This is a genomic window from Streptomyces sp. NPDC058576 (assembly GCF_042718715.1).
Classification (GTDB): domain Bacteria; phylum Actinomycetota; class Actinomycetes; order Streptomycetales; family Streptomycetaceae; genus Streptomyces.
The window spans coordinates 1-17,244 of record NZ_JBHXPF010000010.1; the positions used below are offsets into that span (position 1 = coordinate 1).

The following is a 17,244-nucleotide window of genomic DNA, read 5'->3' on the forward strand; positions in this document are numbered from 1 at the left end:
GCCCCCGGGAGATCCGGGGGCGGGGCGCTGCGCGTGTGCAGGTCGGACGGCTACTTCGCGACCTTCTCCGCGAAGAGCGGGACGACCTTCTCCAGCGCGTACGAGACGGACAGGACCGAGTCCGTGGCGAACGCCTGCGAGATGTCCTTGTCGTCGAAGACGATGTCGTTGCCTGCCTTCACCGACGGAACGGCCTCGTACAGCGGGTCGCCGCTGATGTCCGTGGCCGGGATGCCGATCGGGGTCATCACCGTGAGGTCGGCGTCGAGCAGGTCCAGGTTCTCCTTGGAGACGGACACGGAGAAGCCCTCACCGGCCTGGGCCTCGGCCTTCGGGTTGTTCGTGAAGCCGAGCCGCTCGACGAAGTCGATGCGCCCGGTGCCGCCGACGTAGACGCCGAAGCCCTCGGACGTACGCGAGCCGACCGTGATGGTCTTGCCCTTGAACTCCGGATGGGCCTTCGCGGCGGCCTCGAACTTCTTACCGGTCTCCGCGATCAGCTCCTTGCCCTTCTCGGGCACGCCCATGGCCGCGGCGATCATCGTGGTCTGCTGCTCCCACGAGAGCTTGTACTGGTCGCCGCCCTTGGGCACGCCCACGGTCGGGGCGATCTTCTTCAGGGTGTCGTAGCGGGTCTGGTCGCCGCTGGACTTGGTGTCCAGGATCAGGTCGGGCTGGAGCGAGGCGATCTTCTCGAACTCCGGCTCCATCGTGCCGATGATCTCGGGCTTCTTGTCGTACATGCCCTTGGCCCACGGGCCGACGCCCTCGCCGCCGAAGGGCAGCCAGTCGCTGGCCCCGACCGGCTGGCCGCCGAGCGCGAGCACGGTCTCGGCGTCGCCCCAGCCGAGCGCGACGATGCGCTTGGGCTGCTCGTCGACGGTGACCTCGCCGAACTTGGTCGCCACCTTCGCGGGGAAGGCGCCTTCGGACGCACCGCCCGAGGCGGAGGAGGACGCGGAGCTGTCGGAGTCGTCCGACGAGCCGCAGGCCGAGAGGCCGACGAGGAGGGCGGCGACGGCCCCGGCCACGAGGACGGGGGTGCGGCGGGCGCGCCGGGCGCGGGGAGCGGAAGCGTTCATACCCTTTAGGTTAGCCTCACCTAATGACAACGGTGCCATCGGGTGTGCCCGGGTGCCCTGCTCCCCCGGACGCCCGAGTGTCCGCTCCCGTACGCACGAGGCTCAGGCGGCCCGGTCCTTGATGTGGTGGCGGCCCAGCGGCACGACCATCGGGGTGGCCGACGCCGGGTCCTCGATCACCGAGCAGCGCATGCCGAAGACCTCGCCGACCAGCTCCGCCGTCACGATGTCGACCGGCCGGCCCTCCGCGACGATCCGCCCCGCCTTCATCGCGATCATGTGGTCCGCGTACCGGCAGGCCAGGTTCAGGTCGTGCAGCACGGCCACCATGGTGACGTCCTGCTCGCGGTTGAGGTCGGTGAGCAGGTCCAGGACGTCCAGCTGGTGGCTGGCGTCCAGGAAGGTCGTCGGCTCGTCGAGCAGCAGGATGTCGGTGCGCTGGGCGAGCGCCATGGCGATCCACACCCGCTGGCGCTGGCCGCCGGACAGCTCGTCCACCGACCGGTCGGCGAGTTCGAGCACATCGGTCGAGAGCAGCGCCTGCGCGACCGCCTCGTCGTCCTCGCGGTTCCAGCGGCGGAACCAGCCCTGGTGCGGGTAGCGGCCGCGCCCGACGAGGTCGGAGACCGTGATGCCCTCCGGGGCGGTGGGGCTCTGCGGCAGGATGCCGAGCACGGAGGCGACCTCCTTGGTCGGCATCTCCTGGATGGACCGGCCGTCCAGGAGCACCGCACCGGCGGAGGGGGCCAGCAGCCGGGCCATCGCCCGCAACAGGGTCGACTTCCCACAGGCGTTGGGGCCGACGATGACGGTGATCTTCCCGGGTGGCACGGCCACGCTCAGACCGGGGACGATCTCGCGTTCGCCGTAGCCGAGCCGGACGTCCCGGGCTTCCAGAGTGTGTTCGGCCACGACAGGGCCACGCCTTTCGTCGTCGTCTTCTCGATACGTCGCCATGCCCTGGGAGTTGTCCATGTCAGCCCCCGCTGCCGACGCGGTTGGCGCGGGCCAGGAGCAGGAGCAGGTACGGCGCCCCGATGATGCTGGTGACCACGCCCACCGGCAGCTGTACGGAGGGCAGCGCGTGCTGCGCGGCGAAGTCGGCGACCAGGACGATCAGCGCCCCGGTCAGGGCCGCCTGCGGCAGGGCCGCGCCGCGGCCCGGGACCAGTCGGCGGGCGATCGGGGCGGCGACGAAGGCCACGAACCCGACGGGACCGGCGGCGGCGGTCGCGACCCCGGCGAGCGCGGTCGCGCAGGCCAACAGCGCGAGCCGCCCGCTTTCGACCTTCGCCCCGAGCCCGGCGGCGGCGTCGTCCCCGAGCTGGAGGGGGCGCAGCGCGTGGGCGGCGAGGACGGTCAGCGGCACGAGGACGGCGAGGGCGATGAGCAGGGGCCACACCTGGCTCCAGGAGAGGCCGTTGAGGCTGCCCGCGAGCCAGCGGAACGCCTCCTGCGCGTCGGTGACCTCGGAGCGGGCCATCACGTACCAGACGATGCTGGACAGCCCCATGCCGACGCCGATGCCGACGAGGACCAGGCGCTGTCCGGCGATGCCCTGCCGCCAGGCCAGCAGGTAGATGGCGGCCCCCGCCACCAGGGATCCGGTGAGGGCGCTCGCGGAGAGGGCGAGTCCGCTGACCTGGAAGAGCAGGGCGGCGGTGACCGCGACGGCGCTGGCCCCGGCACTGATACCGATGAGGTCGGGGCTGGCGAGCGGGTTGCGCAGCACCGTCTGGAAGACGGCTCCGGAGAGACCGAAGGCGGTGCCGACGAGGACGGCCAGGAGGGCGCGGGGCAGCCGCAGTTCCAGGACGACGAACTGCGATCCGCCGTCGCCTCCCCCGAACAGGGTGGCCACGACCTTGCCGATCGGCATGACCATGTCGCCGTAACTCAGCGAGACGCCGAACATGACGAGGGCGGCGGCGAGCAGTCCGGCCCCGACGAGGAGGGAGCGGCGCAGGCCCCGGCCGCGTACGGCGGAGACCTGGCGTACGGCGTCGGCGAGGCGCTCCTGGTCCGCGCTCGGGGCGCCCTTCGCCACGACGGGTGCCCGGCTCACAGTTCCACCAGCTTCCTGCGCCGGACCAGCCAGATGAAGGGGATGCAGCCGATGGCGGCCGTGACCACGCCGACCTGCACCTCGCCGGGGCGGGCGATGACCCGTCCGACGATGTCGGCGACGAGGAGCATGACCGGGGCGAGCACCATGCTGTACGGGAGCACCCAGCGGTAGTCGGGGCCGGTGATGAGGCGGGCGGCGTGCGGTACGGCAAGCCCGACGAAGCCGATGGGCCCGGCGACGACGGTGGCCGCGCCGCAGAGGATGACCACGGCGAGGGCGGACACCATCCGAATGATCCCGACGCGCTGGCCGAGGCCGCGGGCCAGGTCGTCGCCGAGGGAGAGGGCGTTGAGCTGCGGTCCGAGGGCCAGCGCCAGGACGGTGCCGACGAGGATGAACGGCGAGACCTGCCAGAGCACCTCGGAGCCGCGGGCGGTCAGCGCGCCGAGCTGCCAGAACCGGAACTGGTCGTAGCTGCCCCGGTCCTGGAGCAGGATCGCGCTGGTGACGGAGGTGAGGACGGCGGCGGTCGCGGCCCCCGCCAGGGCGAGCTTGACCGGCGTAGCGCCTTCCCGCCCGAGCGAGCCGACCCCGTACACGAGGAGGGCGGCGAGCAGCGCGCCGAGGAAGCCGAACCAGATGAACTGGGTGGCGACCGTGAACCCGAGCAGGGTGATCGAGCAGACGACGGCCACGGACGCGCCGGCGTTGATGCCGAGGAGCTGGGGGTCGGCGAGGGGGTTGCGGGCGACGCCCTGCATCACCGTGCCCGCGAGGCCGAGCGCCGCACCGGCGAGCAGCCCGGCGACGGTGCGCGGGATGCGGACCTCCTGGACGATGAGCTGTCCCTTGACGGCCGTGTCCGGGTCGAGGACGCCGTCGACGACATCGCGGAAGGGCACGTCGCCGGAGCCGATGGCGAGGCTGGCGACGACGGTGAGGAAGAGCACGGCGAGGGCGGCGAGCAGCCCGAGGGCGAGCACGGGGCGGCTGCGCCCCCGCCGCGTCTCCTTGCCGCCGGCCGGCTGCTTCTCCTTGTCCAGGAGAGCCGGGCCGCTCACGACCCGGCCGCCGGGGCAGCCGGAATGCGGTGGTGCACTGTCGGTTCCTCACACTTGTCTCGTCGGCGCGGGGGCGCCCCTGGGGTACGGGAGACGGCATCGTCGCCGGTCCACCCCGGGCGGAGCACAGAAGGGACCCCAAAGTAAGGTCACCCTAACAGCGCCCGTTCGACCGTGTGCTGCCGCACCCCACGAGCTCCGGAGCACTTCCTTGTCGTACGCCGCCGACCCCACTGCCCCCGTCACCGGTCCGCTGGCCGGGGCCGTGCCCCTGGGCTCGGCGGACGAACTGCGGGAGCTGCTGGGCACGCCGCACCCGATCGTCATCGACAAGGTGCACGACCGGCTCACGGACGACGATCTGGACCTGCTGGCCCGCTCGCCGTTCTGCGCCATGGCCACGTCCGACGCGGACGGCAACTGCGACTCCACCCCGCGCGGCGACACCCCCGGCTTCACCCATGTCGTGGACCGGGGCACGATCGCCCTCCCCGACCGCCCGGGAAACCGCCGCGCGGACAGCTTCCACAACATCCTGGCGAACCCGCGCGTGGGCCTGCTCTACCTGATACCGGGCGCGATGGACGTCCTGCGCATCAACGGTCGCGCCCGCATCTTCACGGACGCCCCGTTCTTCGACGCGATGGCGGTGAAGGGGCAGCGCCCGAAGCTGGCCCTGGTGGTCGAGATCGACGAGATCTTCCGCCACTGCCCGGCGTCGCTGAAGCGGTCGGGGGTGTGGGCGCCTCAGACGTGGGCGGGGGCGGAAGCGGCGGGGTGACGGGTCGGCCGGTCCGCTGTGCAGGAATCCCGTCCTCGGCCTCCACCGGAAGCACGCATGTCCACGCGCTCTGATCTGCGGTGACGGACAGAAAATAGTCGAACGCGTCGAGGTCGAAACCCAGCCCCGTCCAGGCGGCCAGCGCTTCGGCGTGCCTCGGCTCGACCGCGTAGACGTCGACGAACCGGTCCTGGGGACAGCCGAAGAGTTCCGCCAGGCACTTGCACGATCCAACGAAGAGCTGCGGGCACGTCGACGCGTCCCGCACCCTCAATCGGCGGCCGACGACCACGTCCGGGTCGACAGCACCAGCAGGTAGCCGTCCGGGTCCTGAAGGGTGACGCCCCAGGTGTCCCAGTACGGATTGTGCGCGGGCACCCGGGTGCCGCCGTGCCGTTCGAGCCGCTCCACCAAGGCGTCCGGGACCTCTTCGCCAAGGTAGACCACCAACAGATCCTCGGGCGTCGGGCGCGGTTCGACCGGGGCCGACGGGTCGTGGACGAGTTCCAGGTGCCAGGCGGCGTCGGGCCAGCCGACCATGAGCAGCGAGTGGCGGCCGGCGGTCCCGTCCGCCTCGTGGCGGTACTGGACGGCGAGGCCGAGCCCCGCGACCCAGAAGCGCTCCGCCGCGGTGAGGTCGCGGGACGGGCGGGCTATGCGCAGATGGGCCGTGGCGTCTGCCGGCATCGGGGAATCTCCTGGTGGGCGTGGGTCCATCGATCGCGGAGGACCGCTCGTCCACGGACCTTACGGAGCCGGGGATCACCCACGCATCGGGCGTTCGCCCTACGCCCCCAGCCGTAGATCGTGGGGCTCGCCCGAGCGCGGGGTCACCCGAATGCCGCGTCCCCTCGACCCGGCCCTGTCGTTCTCGGGATGTGACAGCCGAAGTCTCGCAGAGGAATGTGCCGACCCGTGAATGAAGAAACCATCCTGCTCAGGGACTTCCTCGCCACGATGAACCGCCTGCAGGCGGAGTTCGAGCGGCGGCTCGACGGTATCGAACGCGACGCCCCGCCGGGGGCGCCACCGCACGGCGACTCCCGTGCGACGGCAGACCCTTGGCAGCCCTGGAGCAGTCACGACGTGCGGCCACCCCTCGGGCTGGAAGCCATCTGGGCCGATGCCCGCCGTTCGCCGGTCGGGCGGGCGGACGGGTCAGGAGGACGCCCCAGCTCGGAGAAAGCATTCTTCACCGCGCTCCCCGACTGACCGCGCGCTCCGACTGGCCGCGCGCTCCGACTGACCGCGCCCCTCGACTGATCGCGCTCCTCGACTGACCGCGCTTTCTGCTCGGCCGAGGCTTGAAGAAGCGTTCCCGCCCCCGAGCTGGCGCTCCTTCACCCGTCCGGTCAGGCGGCCCGCGGCTCGCGCCGCATCACCCAGAGCGCCGGCCCGCCCCCCGGAAGCTGGGCTTCCGCCTGCACCGTGAAGCCGAAGCGCTCGTAGAACGGCAGGTTGTCCGGCTTGGAGGACTCCAGGTAGACCGGCAGCCCCGCCGCATCCGCCTTGGCCAGCCCGGAACGCAGCAGCGCCGCCCCGTGCCCCTGGCCCCGGGCGGCCGGGTCCGCGCCGACGACCGCCAGGTACCAGTGCGGCTCCTTGGGGCCCTGCTCGGCGGCCGCCGCGACCGCCTCCCGGAACAGCGGCGCCCGGTCGCCCAGGATCGCCTCCAGCTCCGCGACCGTGTCCGCGTCGGGAACGGTCTTCTCCTGCCCCTCCGGCGCCACCCAGAACGCGGCAGCCGACGCGGTGCGCTCGCACACCCCGTAGCGGCCGTACTGCCGGGTGAAGATCGTGGTGAAGTAGCGGACCAGGTCGCCCTCGCGCGCGGGCCCACCGGGGAAGAACCACCCCATCATCGGGTCGTCGGCGAAGGCACGGGCCAGGGTGCGGCTGATCTCCGGGGCGTCGTCGAGCGTGGCCGCCTGCGGAGTGTTCGTTATCGACATAAGGGTCATTCTGCACGTTGATGATCTTGAGCGGTGAGCGGGGTCCCCGGCCACCGGGCACGTGGACCCCGTCCCGGTGGGCGGTCCGGTCCAGCACTGAGGACGGACGAGGCCGCCGACTCCCCGGAGGGGGGCCGGCGGCCGGGCCTCAGGGTCTCGCGCGCGCCCTTACGCCTTGTGCTGCATCGACGAACGCGCCGGGTTGCCCTGCCCGCCCGCCTTCGGGTCCTTCTCGCCGGACTTGGCCCGTACGCCCTGCTCGACGCGCTTGCCGATCGTGTCGTCGATGTTCGTCCAGTACTGGAACGCCCGCTGGAGGATCGGCTCACTCACGCCGTTCAGCAGGTGGCCGACCACGTTGTCCACCAGCCGGTCCCGGGCCGCGTCGTCGAGGACCTCGCGGACCATCGTGCCCGCCTGGCCCCAGTCGTCGTCCTCGGCGTGGTCGACGTAGGCCGCCCGGGTGATGTCCCCGTCGGCGTACCAGCTCGGCGGCGTCCCGTAGCGCGCCGTGTCGGCCTCCGGGCCGCCCTTGGAGTTCGGGGCGTAGACGGGGTCGGAGGTCTTCCGGTACGCCATCGCCCCGTCCTTGGAGTACGTGTGCACCGGCGCGACGGGGGCGTTGACCGGCAGCTGCTGGTAGTTGGCGCCGATGCGGTAGCGGTGCGCGTCCGCGTAGCTGAACAGTCGCGCCAGCAGCATCCGGTCCGGGCTCGGGCCGATGCCGGGGACGAAGTTGTTCGGCTGGAAGGCCGCCTGCTCGATCTCGGCGTGGTTGTCCGTGGGGTTGCGGTCCAGCGTCATCCGGCCGACCTCGATCAGCGGGTAGTCGCCGTGCGGCCACACCTTGGTCAGGTCGAACGGGTTGAACCGGTAGTCCTTCGCATCCTCGTAGGGCATGACCTGGACCTTCAGCGTCCAGCTCGGGTACTCCCCGTCCCGGATGTGCTCGAAGAGATCACGCGTGTGGTAGTCCGTGTCCGCCGAGGCCATCTGGTCGCCCTCGTCCTGCGTGAACGTCTCGACGCCCTGGTCGGTCTTGAAGTGGTACTTCACCCAGAACCGCTGGCCCTCTGCGTTGATCCACATGTACGTGTGCGAGGTGTAGCCGTTCATGTGCCGCCAGCTGCGCGGGATGCCCCGGTCCCCCATCAGCCAGGTGACCTGGTGCGCCGACTCCGGCGAGAGGGTCCAGAAGTCCCACTGCATGTCGTGGTCGCGCAGGTTGTTGTCCGCCCGGCGTTTCTGGGACCGGATGAAGTGCTGGAACTTCATCGGGTCCTTCACGAAGAACACGGGGGTGTTGTTGCCCACCATGTCGTAGTTGCCTTCGCTGGTGTAGAACTTCACCGCGAAGCCGCGCGGGTCCCGCCAGGTGTCCGGGCTGCCCCTTTCCCCGGCGACGGTGGAGAACCTGATGACCAGGTCGGTGGTGGTGCCGGGCTGGAAGAGCGCGGCCTTGGTGTACGCGGAGACGTCCGCGGTGACCTCGAACTTCCCGAACGCGCCGCTGCCCTTGGCGTGCGGCTGGCGCTCGGGGATGCGTTCGCGGTTGAACTGGGCCATCTGCTCGATCAGGTAGGAGTCCTGGAGCAGGATCGGCCCGCCCGGGCCGACGGTGAGCGAATGCTCGTCGCTCTCCACCGGGGCACCGGAGTCGGAGGTGGTCGGCTTGCGGGTGGTGTCCGTCATGTCCTCATATCCTCTTGTCGGTCCTGCGCGGGCGTAGAGGCCTTCGGCTCTGCTCCACGGCTACCCTGTCGCGCCTCTGCCAATGTAGGCATATGCAGACGAATCGTCCCGTCGAGCCGTCGTGGGCAGCCGGGTCAGCGGGCCCCGTTTCCCGAGACCAAGGGGCCCACGGAGATCTCCCTTGCCCTTGCCGAGGCCGGGCACCCTCGTGGCACCGGGACCCTCCGCGTATCCCCGTATCCGGAACTCACACATCCGCCGGGCCCCGGCCGTCATACCCGCCCGGCTCCGCCGTCGCCCCTGCGGCCCGTCATGACGCCTGCCCGCGTCACCCTGCGGTCCACTGCTCGCCTGCCCGCGTTACGCCGGGCGGCGGCGGGCGGCGGCGTTCGGTACCTGCGGGCGGGGCGATGTCACGCAGGGGCGCCGAGCGGCGGGTGTTCCAGCACGCGGGGCTTGTACTCGACGAGCTGGATGCGGCCGTCGAAGGTCCGGTGCTCGATCATGTCGAGGGCGACGTCCGGATAACCGTCGTAGATGCGTTCCGCGCCCGTGGCCCCGGTGATCACCGGGAACATCACGACCCGGAAGCGGTCGACGAGCCCGGCCCGCAGCAGGGACCGGGACACGCTGAGGCTGCCGATCGTGCTGAGGAGCCCCGTGCCGTTCTCCTTCATGGCGCGGACCGTCTCGACGGCGTCGTCGCGGACGAGCGTGGAGTTCGCCCACGTCAGCGGCTCCTCCAGTGAGGAGGAGAACACCACCTTGGGCGCTCGCGTGAGCTCGTCGACGGACGCCTCCTCTTCGGGCCTGAACTCGTCCTGCCCGTTCGGGACCTCGCCGGCGGCGAAGCCCGACATCTGTCGGTAGGTGTTCGCTCCCATGAGATGGGTGACCTGGGGCTGCTCGCCGAGCCAGGCGAGATACTCCGGGCCCTCAAGGCCCCAGAACCCGGGCCAGCCCTCTCCCGATGCGTAGCCGTCGAGAGAGGTGATGAAGTCGACGAGAAGCTCTGACATGGCGGTGTCCCTTTCTCGGGTGTCACGAATGGGGACCGGCCGCGGGCCGCGAACTCATCGGATCCGTTCGGCTCTGTCGATGACGGGTCGGCCATGGGACCGGACGTCCCGACTACACCCTCGCCCGTGAGGAGCCGCTAAGCCCGCCGGGCGGCCACCGCCAGCCGGGTGTCCTCCGTGATCAGGTCCCCGTTGACCGCACTCCCCGCCATGAGGCCCGCCGCCGCCGCGCCGATCACCTGTTCGGTGAGGCGGGTGACGTTGCCCGCCGCCCAGACCCCGGGGACCTCCGTCGCGCCGGTCGGGTCGGTCGGGATGTACGAACCGATCACCACCCCGCCCATCTCCTGCGCCACCGGCTCCAGCCCCAGCGACTCCAGGACCGCCGAGCGGGCGGTGAACCGGGCCTGCACCACCAGCGCCTCGCGCGGGATGACCCGGCCGGACGCCAGCCGGACGCCGGTGAACCGGTCGTCCGCCACCTCCAGCCCCGCCACCTCACCGTCCACGACCGCGACGCCCCGGGCCGCCAGCTGCTCGTACTCCTCCTGCGTGGGCTCCGGCCCCGTGTGCAGGAAGAGGGTCACGTCGTCGCTCCACTGCCGCCACATCAGCGCCTGGTGCACGGCGAGCGGGCCGGTGGCGAGCACCCCGATCGGGCGGTCCGCCACCTCGTGGCCGTGGCAGTACGGGCAGTGCAGCACCTCGCGCCCCCACCGCTCCGCCAGACCCGGCACGGGCGGCAGCTCGTCGACGAGCCCCGTCGTCACCAGCAGCCTGCGCGCCTCGACGCTCCGGCCGTCCTCGGTCACCACCCGGAAGCCCCGCTCCCCTGCCCCGGGCAGCCGCTCGGCCGAGGCCACCCGGCCTTCGACGATCTCCGCCCCGTACCCGGCGGCCTCGCCGCGGCCGATCGCCAGCAGCTCGCCGGGCGGGGTGGACTCGCGGCCCAGGTAGTTGTGCACGTGCGAGGCGGGCGCGTTACGAGGCTCGCCCGCATCGATCACCAGAACCGAGCGCCGGGCCCGCGACAGCGCGAGCGCCCCGCTCAGGCCGGCGGCCCCGCCGCCCACGATCACCACGTCGAACCGCTGCTGCTTCATGTCGCTCCTCCTTCGTCACGAGGTCGCGGATCACCTCCGCCAACCTCCGCTCGATGACGAGAGTGCGCGCATGCGGCCGAAACGACAAACATCCTTGCCGGAACAGCAAGTCAAACGGCACTGAACTCGCACCACACGACCTTGCCGGGGTTCCGCTCGGCCACGCCCCACGTGTCCGCCAGCGCCGCGACGAGCAGCAGCCCGCGTCCACCCTCGTCGTCGGCCTCCGGCGGCTCGTCCGCCGCGCGCACCTCACCGTCGCCGCTGTCGTGCAGCTCGACGCGGATCATGTTCTCGACCCGCTCCAGGTAGATGTGGACCTTGAAGCCACGCCCCGGGGGCACGCCGTGCCGGAGCGCGTTGGTCGCCAGCTCGGTCACACAGAGCAGCACATCGTCGGCCCGCTGCTCACACTCCCACTCGATCAGCGCCTTGCGGGCGAACTTGCGTACGACAGGGATCGACCTGCGCTCGCGGCAGTAGAAGGCGGCACGGAAGTAGGGCAGTTGGGTTGTCTCGTTCATGCTTCCACGCTCACACGGAGTTACTACGCTGAAGCAGAGTGGAGAGACGTACAAAAGCTTTTGTACGGGTTCTGACGGATTGACAGCGGGGCCGGAACGGGGAGAGCCAGGTCATGCAACCGGGAAAGCAGAGCGGCATCAGGCGGGTTACTTCATGGCAGCTGGTCGGGGCACAGCTGCGCCACTTCCGCAAACTCGCCGGGCTGACACAGGCCGCCCTCGCCGAGCAGGCCGGGGTGGGCGAGGACACGATCGCCTCGATCGAGCAGGGGCGACGAGCGCTTCAGTCAGACCTCGCCATCCAGCTCGATGAACTGCTGGACACCAAGGGCGTTTTGCGGGTCGCGGTGGAGAGGATCCCGCGGAAGGAGCGCTACCAGGCGCTGGTCAAGGACTTTGTGCAGTACGAGCAGGACGCCCTGAGCCTGCTCTGGTACGAGACCCAGCTCGTTCCGGGACTGCTCCAGACCGAGGCGTACGCACGCTTCATCTTCGACTGCAACTACCCGCCGACCGAAGAGGAGGAGATTGAGAAGCGGGTGGCGAACCGGCTCGACCGCCAGAAGATCCTGGAGCGCAAGCCCCGGCCTCTCCTCCACTTCATCCTGGAGGAGAGCATCCTGCACACCCAGCTGGGTGACCCCGAAGTGATGCGGGAGCAGCTTCTCCATCTGCGGCGCTGCAGGGATCTGCCGTTCGTCACCCTTCAGATCATGCCCCGCAACACCCCTCGGCACGCCGGGCTCTCGGGGCCGCTCATCCTGCTGGAGACCCCCGACCACGATCAGCTCGCCTACATCAGCGGCCAGTTGCGCGCAGAGCTGTACGACGAGCCAGCTGACGTCAGCGCTCTTATGCAGCGGTATGGGATGCTGCGTTCCCAGGCGCTCACCGTCGAGGAGAGTTCCCGGCTACTGGATGCACTGCTTGACGCACTGCTTGGAGAGACATGCCCCGCGCAGCACACCCCTCCCCTGACCCCACAGCCCTCCACTGGTTCAAGTCCAGCTACAGCAACGGTGACGGCGGAGACTGCATCGAAGTCGCCTACCACTGGCGCAAGTCCACCTACAGCGACGGTGACGGCGGAGCCTGTGTCGAAGTCGCCGCCCACCCCACCGCCATCCACATCCGCGACTCCAAGGTGACCGACGGTCCCGTCCTCACCGTCGAGCCCGCCACCTGGAGCGCCTTCGTCCACGGCAGCGGCACCGCCCTCTGAGCAGTCCGACAGTGAACCGCCCCGGCCGCCGCCGCAGCCGGGGCGGTTCACCGTCCGCCCGCTACCTCAGCCTCAGTAGCGCACCCACAACTCGTACACGCCCGGCTTCCCGGCGAACGGGTTGCAGATGAAGACCCGGCTCCAGAGGGCGTTGTCAGCGCCCGCGTTCCCCACCGCCTGGCACTCCGCCAGGCTGGCGTGGTGGCTGCGGAGCCAGAAGCCGGGGCCCGTGGCGGAGGCGGTCGAGGCGGTGCCGAGGAGCATCGCTCCGGCGGTCGCCACGGTCACCGCGAGTGCGGCAATGCGTCTGCGCATGTCGGTAACTCCGTTTTCAGTCAACGCACATGACTGTGCGTCAGTGAATGAATGAGTCGAGCCGATCCGAACAGCGCGCGCCGCCAGGAGAAAGCTAGTGAGCCGTGCACGCCCGCACAATAGGTCTGGACCAATAAGGCGGCGCATATGCCCCATGGCCGTAAACCTCTGCCGTGCCGCATATTTCGTACCGCATGGTCAGCTTTCGGCCGACCGCTCCACCGGGATCCACAGCTCCGCCTCGGCCCGCTTCCCGTCCTCCGACAGCCGCACCCGCAGGATCTCCGGGCCGGGCCTGGACGCGTACGGGTTCGACGGGAACCACTGGGTGAACACGTCCCGCCAGAGGTACTGGAGAGCCTGCGGGAACTCGCCCTCGCTCTCGAAGACCGCCCACGCCCCTGCCGGCACGTCCAGGGCGTCCAGGTCCTCCGGAGGCTCCGCGCCGCTCACCACCCCGTGGTAGTAGTCGAGTTCGGTGCCCTCCGCGCGGCTCGGGTCGAGCTGGTCGCTCACCCCGACGATGCCCGCCGGCTCCTGGTCCGAGAGGGCCGCGATGCGCTCCAGCTCCTCCCGGCCGATGCCCCGGATGAACTCCGCGATGGCCGGATTCGGCCCCTCGTGGATGAGCGGGACGCGGGCCTTCTTCCCGACCACCCGGAACGCGTTCTTCTCCATCAGCCTGTAGCGCATGGCGCTACTCCCTTCGACGACGAGTCGGAAGGTCAGGCGTTGCTGGGACCGTAGAACCGCGCCCGTTCGCCGCGCCTCGCCCGGTCCGATGCCGTGTACGGCCCGGAAGGCACGGGCGAAGCCCTCCCCCGTGTCGTAGCCGTACCGCACCGCCACCTCCAGCAGCGTCCGGTCGGGGGCGGCGAGGACCTCGGCTCCCGCGACCGTCATGCGACGGCGGCGGATGTACTCCGCCAGCGGGAGGCCCGCGAGCGCGGAGAACATCCGGCGGAAGTGGTACTCCGAGGTCATCGCGATGCGGGCGAGGTCCGTCGCCTCGATGCGCTCACCGAGGTGCGCCTCGATGTGCTCCATCGCGTCGTTCAGCCGTTCCAGCAACTCCTGACTCCTTCCCTTGCCCGTTCACCGTAGGGAGGAGCCACTCTGCCGGACCCGACCGTTCGTGCCCGGTTCGGTCGGGCCCCCGGGCTTCGCCATCAGCTCCACCAGGGACGAGAAGCTGTCCTCGGCGTGGCCCGCTTCCGTGCCCCACCGGAACAGGTCGACGACCGCGGCCGGGAGGGTCGTGTCGACGCCCGCCTCGGCGCTGGTGTGCAGAACGTGCTCGGCGCTCGCCAACCCCATGGCCAGGCGGTCAACGTCGCCGTCGTGCGCTCCGGCGTCGATGCGTTCGGCGTAGAAGGCGAAGGACTCGGCGAGCGAGCTCGCCGTCTCCTCGGCGTGCGGCAGGATGTCGGCCGCCGTCAGACCGTTCGCGCGGGCGAGGGCGGCGGCCTGCCAGAAGCTCAGCATCGAGGTCCAGAAGATGACCATGCCGAGCTGATAGTACAGCGCGGCGAGCCCCGGGTCCTCGCCCTGGTGCTCGACCCGGCCCGTCAACGCTTTGAGCACCGGCCCGTGCCGGTCGAACGCCTCACGCGGCCCGCTGTAGAAGGTGGCCGACTCGGGCTGCCCGATCCCCGTGGGCGACGAGTTGACCCCGCCGGTGAGCTGTACGGCACCGCGCTCGGCCGCCCAGCGGGCTCCGTCGCGAGCCTCCTCGGGCGTGGCCGAGGTGAGGTTGAGCAGGACCCTGCCGTTCAGGGCACGCGCGGCCGGCTCCAGTACGGCGCGGACCGCCGCGTAGTCCGTGAGGCTGAGGATGACCACCTCGTTCGCCGCGACGGCGTCGGCGGGGCTCGACGCGAGGACCGCACCGCGGGTCACCAGGTCGTCCGCGCGGGAGGCGGTGCGGTTCCACACGGTGACCCCGTAACCGCGGTCGAGTAAGGCCGCGGCCATCGCCCGGCCCATCGGTCCCAGCCCGATGACGGTCACGGCGCCCGGGTGCTCCGTCGCTGCCCTGCTCATTGCTGCCTCCAACGGGTCGGCAGGGGCAGGCGGAAGCCACTCCCCCGCCCTGCCCATGACTAAAACGAACGCTCTATCCAGAGCGTGCCGCGAAACTAGCACAGCTCTAGAACGAACGCTCTACTCAGTGCCCGCTACAGTGACGCCATGCAGACCAGCACGCGGGACCGGATCGTCGTGGCGACCGCGCGCCTTCTCCAGCGGCAGGGGTACGTCGGCACCGGCATCAAGCAGATCGCCACGGAGTCGCAGGCCACGCTCGGCTCGATCTACCACTTCTTCCCGGGCGGCAAGGAAGCCGTCGCGGTCGCCGCGATCCGGCACGGCGAGCAGGAGTTCGCGGCGCTCCTGAAGGAAGCGCTGGACGGCGAGCCGGACCCGGCGGACGCGGTGGTCTCCTGCACCCGCCAGCTGGCGGCCGGGCTCAAGGAGTCGGGCTGGGTGGACGGCTGCCCGGTGACGGCCGCGGCCCTGGAGACGCTCGGCGGCGAATCCGACCTCCAGCAGGCGTGCGCCGACGCCCTGAACGGCTGGCAGCGGCTCGTCCTCGACAAGCTGCTGAGCCGCGGGTTCCCGGCGGGCGACGCCCGGGAGCTGGCGACCGCCGTGATCAGCGCCATCGAGGGCGCCGAGGTCACCGCCCAGGTCAACCGGAGCGAGGAACCCCTGCTGGCGACAGGACGCCAACTGGCCCGCCTCATCAGGTCGTACGGGATCGGCGCGGCCGACCGCTGAGAGGCGGCCGCGCTCCCGGGCTTTCCCGCCCTCAGCACTCCGGCGCGCACGGTCCGCCGGGGCTGTCGGCAGCGTGCCGGCAACGGGGACAGGGGCGGCCGGAGGGCCGCCCCTGTCCGTTCCCAGCCGGTTCAGCTGAGCTTGGCGTCTTCCACGGTGCTGGTGACGGTGCCTGCGGTGGAGGTGGTCGCCCCGGCCGCGCCGTCGACCAGCTTGCCCAGCTCGCCGACGTCGTCCAGCGCGCCCAGCGAGACGGCCGGTTCGGCGGCGTGTGCGGTGTCCCCGCCGCCCGGGTGCGGGGCGATGGCGGCGATGACCGCTCCGGTGGCGAGGGTGACGGCGGCGAGTACGCTTCGCTTCTTCATGCCCCGTTCAACGGCCGAGACCCCGCAAAGGGCACGCCCCGATCGGCGATCACCGGCACGGCTCCGTGCGGCGGAGGCGAAAACCGAGGCGGCGCACGGCCACCCCACCTCGCCGTAGGCGGGCTCCGGCCCACTGCCTAGTCTGTGCGCATGCTGGCCTACGCCCCCGCGGCGCTCCTCTTCCTCGTCTTCTGCGTGAGCGTGCTGCGCGAGCGCCGTAAGTTCAGCAACGCCGTGTTCCTGGGACTCGCCGTGCTCTGCGCGCTGGGGGCCCTGGTGTACCGGCTGGTCGGCTCCGGATCGCCCGCGGTGCCCTACGTCGTCGGGGCGCTGGTGGCACTGGGGGCCCTGGCCCTGCTCGTGCTGGTGTGCTTCCTGTTCCTCAACGGCGTACGCATGCTGCGCAAGGAGGGGAGAAGCCCCTCCCACCTGCTGTCGCTGCTGGCCGCGTTCGCCGTCCTCGGCGTGGTCGCCCTGCTGGTCGCGGCCGCCGCGCTGCGGACTCCGGTGCTGATCGGGCTGGCCTGGGCGGCCGGTGGGCTGGCGTTGTACTTCTCGTTCCTGTTCCTGTGCTTCGTCTGCTACGCGTTCCTGTACGGGCGGCTCCAGGTGCGCCGGAAGGCCGACTTCGTGGTGGTGCTGGGTTCGGGGCTGATCGGCGGTTCCACGGTGCCCCCGCTGCTGGCGAGCCGGCTGAAGCGGGGGCGCGAGGTGCACGAGCGGCTCTCCCGGCGCGGCGGGTCGCCCGTGCTGATCACCTCGGGCGGACAGGGGCCCGACGAGAAGCTGCCGGAGTCCCACGCGATGGCCGACCACCTGGTGGCCGAGGGCTTCCCGGCCGGCCTCATCGAGCGGGAGGACCGCTCACGGAACACCGAGGAGAACCTGCGTTTCAGCAGGGAGATCATGGAGGCGGCCAAGCCCGACTACCGGTGCGTGGTCGTCACGAACAACTACCACGCCTTCCGGGCCGCCCTCATCGCCCGACGGGTCCGCATCCGGGGGCAGGTGGTGGGCTCCCCCACGGCCGCGTACTTCTGGCCCAACGCGATGCTCCGCGAGTTCGCCGCGATCCTCGTGGACTACCGGCAGAGCAATGCGGCGATGTGCGTGATCATCGTCCTCGGCGGGGTGGCCGCGTGGTGGGCGAGCTGAGGGCAGGAGCCGGGTGACCACTTCCCTGAGGGCTTCAGAAACCGGCCCCGCCAAGGCCGGAGGAACCGTGTCAGGACCGGGGAAGTCGTCGCCGCTCGTGACCCTGAAAGTCGCCTGTGGGAAATCA

The 17,244-nt window shown here is 70.9% G+C and carries 19 protein-coding genes and 1 pseudogene; 6 read left to right on the top strand and 14 right to left on the bottom strand.

Going from position 1 to position 17,244, the window contains the following annotated elements:
• Window positions 1–50: 50 nt before the first annotated feature.
• From ACFWRV_RS10625 to ACFWRV_RS10640, 4 genes are all read right to left on the bottom strand, one after another.
• Window positions 51–1,082, bottom strand: coding sequence for an iron-siderophore ABC transporter substrate-binding protein (locus tag ACFWRV_RS10625; protein ID WP_384331367.1), 1,032 nt, complete (start codon window positions 1,080–1,082; stop codon window positions 51–53).
• Window positions 1,083–1,184: 102 nt separating this feature from the next.
• Window positions 1,185–2,039, bottom strand: a complete 855-nt coding sequence (locus ACFWRV_RS10630) for an ABC transporter ATP-binding protein (protein WP_384331746.1) — start codon at window positions 2,037–2,039, stop codon at window positions 1,185–1,187.
• Between the two features lie 19 nt (window positions 2,040–2,058).
• Window positions 2,059–3,147 (bottom strand): FecCD family ABC transporter permease, encoded by a 1,089-nt coding sequence (locus tag ACFWRV_RS10635; RefSeq protein WP_384331370.1) that lies wholly within the window; start codon window positions 3,145–3,147, stop codon window positions 2,059–2,061.
• Window positions 3,144–4,211 (bottom strand): FecCD family ABC transporter permease, encoded by a 1,068-nt coding sequence (locus tag ACFWRV_RS10640; protein WP_384331373.1) that lies wholly within the window; start codon window positions 4,209–4,211, stop codon window positions 3,144–3,146. The genes ACFWRV_RS10635 and ACFWRV_RS10640 overlap by 4 nt, the downstream gene beginning before the upstream one ends.
• A gap of 211 nt (window positions 4,212–4,422) precedes the next feature.
• Between ACFWRV_RS10640 and ACFWRV_RS10645 the strand changes: the two genes are divergently transcribed.
• Window positions 4,423–4,992, top strand: coding sequence for an MSMEG_1061 family FMN-dependent PPOX-type flavoprotein (locus tag ACFWRV_RS10645; RefSeq protein ID WP_384331376.1), 570 nt, complete (start codon window positions 4,423–4,425; stop codon window positions 4,990–4,992).
• A 270-nt stretch (window positions 4,993–5,262) separates the two neighbouring features.
• Here ACFWRV_RS10645 and ACFWRV_RS10650 read toward each other — a convergent pair whose 3' ends face one another.
• A complete protein-coding gene (locus ACFWRV_RS10650; RefSeq protein ID WP_384331379.1) occupies window positions 5,263–5,679 on the bottom strand; it encodes a VOC family protein in 417 nt (138 codons plus the stop codon).
• Between the two features lie 228 nt (window positions 5,680–5,907).
• Here ACFWRV_RS10650 and ACFWRV_RS10655 point away from each other — a divergent pair, with 228 nt between their 5' ends.
• Window positions 5,908–6,204, top strand: a complete 297-nt coding sequence (locus ACFWRV_RS10655) for a hypothetical protein (protein ID WP_384331382.1) — start codon at window positions 5,908–5,910, stop codon at window positions 6,202–6,204.
• 140 nt (window positions 6,205–6,344) lie between these two features.
• On the opposite strand, the gene ACFWRV_RS10660 is transcribed toward ACFWRV_RS10655, so the two are convergent.
• The 5 genes from ACFWRV_RS10660 to ACFWRV_RS10680 form a co-directional block, all read right to left on the bottom strand.
• Window positions 6,345–6,953 carry a GNAT family N-acetyltransferase gene (locus ACFWRV_RS10660; RefSeq protein WP_384331385.1) on the bottom strand — a complete coding sequence of 203 codons (609 nt, stop codon included), beginning with the start codon at window positions 6,951–6,953 and terminating at the stop codon, window positions 6,345–6,347.
• A gap of 159 nt (window positions 6,954–7,112) precedes the next feature.
• The gene (locus tag ACFWRV_RS10665) at window positions 7,113–8,636 is read right to left on the bottom strand and encodes a catalase (protein ID WP_384331388.1); all 1,524 of its coding nucleotides are present in this window, start codon (window positions 8,634–8,636) and stop codon (window positions 7,113–7,115) included.
• A gap of 413 nt (window positions 8,637–9,049) precedes the next feature.
• A complete protein-coding gene (locus ACFWRV_RS10670; protein WP_384331391.1) occupies window positions 9,050–9,655 on the bottom strand; it encodes a dihydrofolate reductase family protein in 606 nt (201 codons plus the stop codon).
• Between the two features lie 137 nt (window positions 9,656–9,792).
• Complete coding sequence (locus ACFWRV_RS10675; RefSeq protein WP_384331394.1) at window positions 9,793–10,758, bottom strand: NAD(P)/FAD-dependent oxidoreductase; 966 nt, start codon at window positions 10,756–10,758, stop codon at window positions 9,793–9,795.
• Between the two features lie 110 nt (window positions 10,759–10,868).
• Window positions 10,869–11,282 (bottom strand): ATP-binding protein, encoded by a 414-nt coding sequence (locus tag ACFWRV_RS10680; protein WP_384331397.1) that lies wholly within the window; start codon window positions 11,280–11,282, stop codon window positions 10,869–10,871.
• 113 nt (window positions 11,283–11,395) lie between these two features.
• Here ACFWRV_RS10680 and ACFWRV_RS10685 point away from each other — a divergent pair.
• Window positions 11,396–12,190, top strand: a pseudogene (locus tag ACFWRV_RS10685) (Scr1 family TA system antitoxin-like transcriptional regulator); the annotation flags it as partial.
• A 41-nt stretch (window positions 12,191–12,231) separates the two neighbouring features.
• Entirely contained in the window at window positions 12,232–12,504 is a 273-nt protein-coding gene (locus ACFWRV_RS10690; protein ID WP_384331399.1) for a DUF397 domain-containing protein, read from the top strand.
• Between the two features lie 72 nt (window positions 12,505–12,576).
• On the opposite strand, the gene ACFWRV_RS10695 is transcribed toward ACFWRV_RS10690, so the two are convergent.
• The 3 genes from ACFWRV_RS10695 to ACFWRV_RS10705 all read right to left on the bottom strand — a co-directional run bounded on the left by ACFWRV_RS10695 (window position 12,577) and on the right by ACFWRV_RS10705 (window position 14,862).
• A complete protein-coding gene (locus ACFWRV_RS10695; protein WP_093441505.1) occupies window positions 12,577–12,819 on the bottom strand; it encodes a hypothetical protein in 243 nt (80 codons plus the stop codon).
• A 198-nt stretch (window positions 12,820–13,017) separates the two neighbouring features.
• Window positions 13,018–13,890 (bottom strand): GyrI-like domain-containing protein, encoded by an 873-nt coding sequence (locus ACFWRV_RS10700; protein WP_384331404.1) that lies wholly within the window; start codon window positions 13,888–13,890, stop codon window positions 13,018–13,020.
• Between the two features lie 24 nt (window positions 13,891–13,914).
• A complete protein-coding gene (locus tag ACFWRV_RS10705; RefSeq protein WP_384331407.1) occupies window positions 13,915–14,862 on the bottom strand; it encodes an NAD(P)-dependent oxidoreductase in 948 nt (315 codons plus the stop codon).
• Window positions 14,863–15,009: 147 nt separating this feature from the next.
• Here ACFWRV_RS10705 and ACFWRV_RS10710 point away from each other — a divergent pair, with 147 nt between their 5' ends.
• Entirely contained in the window at window positions 15,010–15,597 is a 588-nt protein-coding gene (locus tag ACFWRV_RS10710; protein WP_384331410.1) for a TetR/AcrR family transcriptional regulator, read from the top strand.
• A 131-nt stretch (window positions 15,598–15,728) separates the two neighbouring features.
• Here the strand turns inward: ACFWRV_RS10710 and ACFWRV_RS10715 are convergent, their stop codons facing one another.
• Window positions 15,729–15,962, bottom strand: coding sequence for a hypothetical protein (locus ACFWRV_RS10715; RefSeq protein ID WP_384331413.1), 234 nt, complete (start codon window positions 15,960–15,962; stop codon window positions 15,729–15,731).
• Between the two features lie 150 nt (window positions 15,963–16,112).
• Between ACFWRV_RS10715 and ACFWRV_RS10720 the strand changes: the two genes are divergently transcribed.
• Entirely contained in the window at window positions 16,113–17,117 is a 1,005-nt protein-coding gene (locus tag ACFWRV_RS10720) for a YdcF family protein (RefSeq protein ID WP_384331416.1), read from the top strand.
• Window positions 17,118–17,244: the final 127 nt, after the last annotated feature.

Bases quoted from the DNA above. Each gene is read 5' to 3' on its own strand.
- ACFWRV_RS10625 (WP_384331367.1), bottom strand. From the start codon at position 1,082: ATGAACGCTTCCGCTCCCCGCGCCCGGCGCGCCCGCCGCACCCCCGTC.
- ACFWRV_RS10630 (WP_384331746.1), bottom strand. From the start codon at position 2,039: ATGGCGACGTATCGAGAAGACGACGACGAAAGGCGTGGCCCTGTCGTG.
- ACFWRV_RS10650 (WP_384331379.1), bottom strand. From the start codon at position 5,679: ATGCCGGCAGACGCCACGGCCCATCTGCGCATAGCCCGCCCGTCCCGC.
- ACFWRV_RS10660 (WP_384331385.1), bottom strand. From the start codon at position 6,953: ATGACCCTTATGTCGATAACGAACACTCCGCAGGCGGCCACGCTCGAC.
- ACFWRV_RS10665 (WP_384331388.1), bottom strand. From the start codon at position 8,636: ATGACGGACACCACCCGCAAGCCGACCACCTCCGACTCCGGTGCCCCG.
- ACFWRV_RS10670 (WP_384331391.1), bottom strand. From the start codon at position 9,655: ATGTCAGAGCTTCTCGTCGACTTCATCACCTCTCTCGACGGCTACGCA.
- ACFWRV_RS10675 (WP_384331394.1), bottom strand. From the start codon at position 10,758: ATGAAGCAGCAGCGGTTCGACGTGGTGATCGTGGGCGGCGGGGCCGCC.
- ACFWRV_RS10680 (WP_384331397.1), bottom strand. From the start codon at position 11,282: ATGAACGAGACAACCCAACTGCCCTACTTCCGTGCCGCCTTCTACTGC.
- ACFWRV_RS10690 (WP_384331399.1), top strand. From the start codon at position 12,232: ATGCCCCGCGCAGCACACCCCTCCCCTGACCCCACAGCCCTCCACTGG.
- ACFWRV_RS10695 (WP_093441505.1), bottom strand. From the start codon at position 12,819: ATGCGCAGACGCATTGCCGCACTCGCGGTGACCGTGGCGACCGCCGGA.
- ACFWRV_RS10705 (WP_384331407.1), bottom strand. From the start codon at position 14,862: ATGAGCAGGGCAGCGACGGAGCACCCGGGCGCCGTGACCGTCATCGGG.
- ACFWRV_RS10710 (WP_384331410.1), top strand. From the start codon at position 15,010: ATGCAGACCAGCACGCGGGACCGGATCGTCGTGGCGACCGCGCGCCTT.
- ACFWRV_RS10715 (WP_384331413.1), bottom strand. From the start codon at position 15,962: ATGAAGAAGCGAAGCGTACTCGCCGCCGTCACCCTCGCCACCGGAGCG.
- ACFWRV_RS10720 (WP_384331416.1), top strand. From the start codon at position 16,113: ATGCTGGCCTACGCCCCCGCGGCGCTCCTCTTCCTCGTCTTCTGCGTG.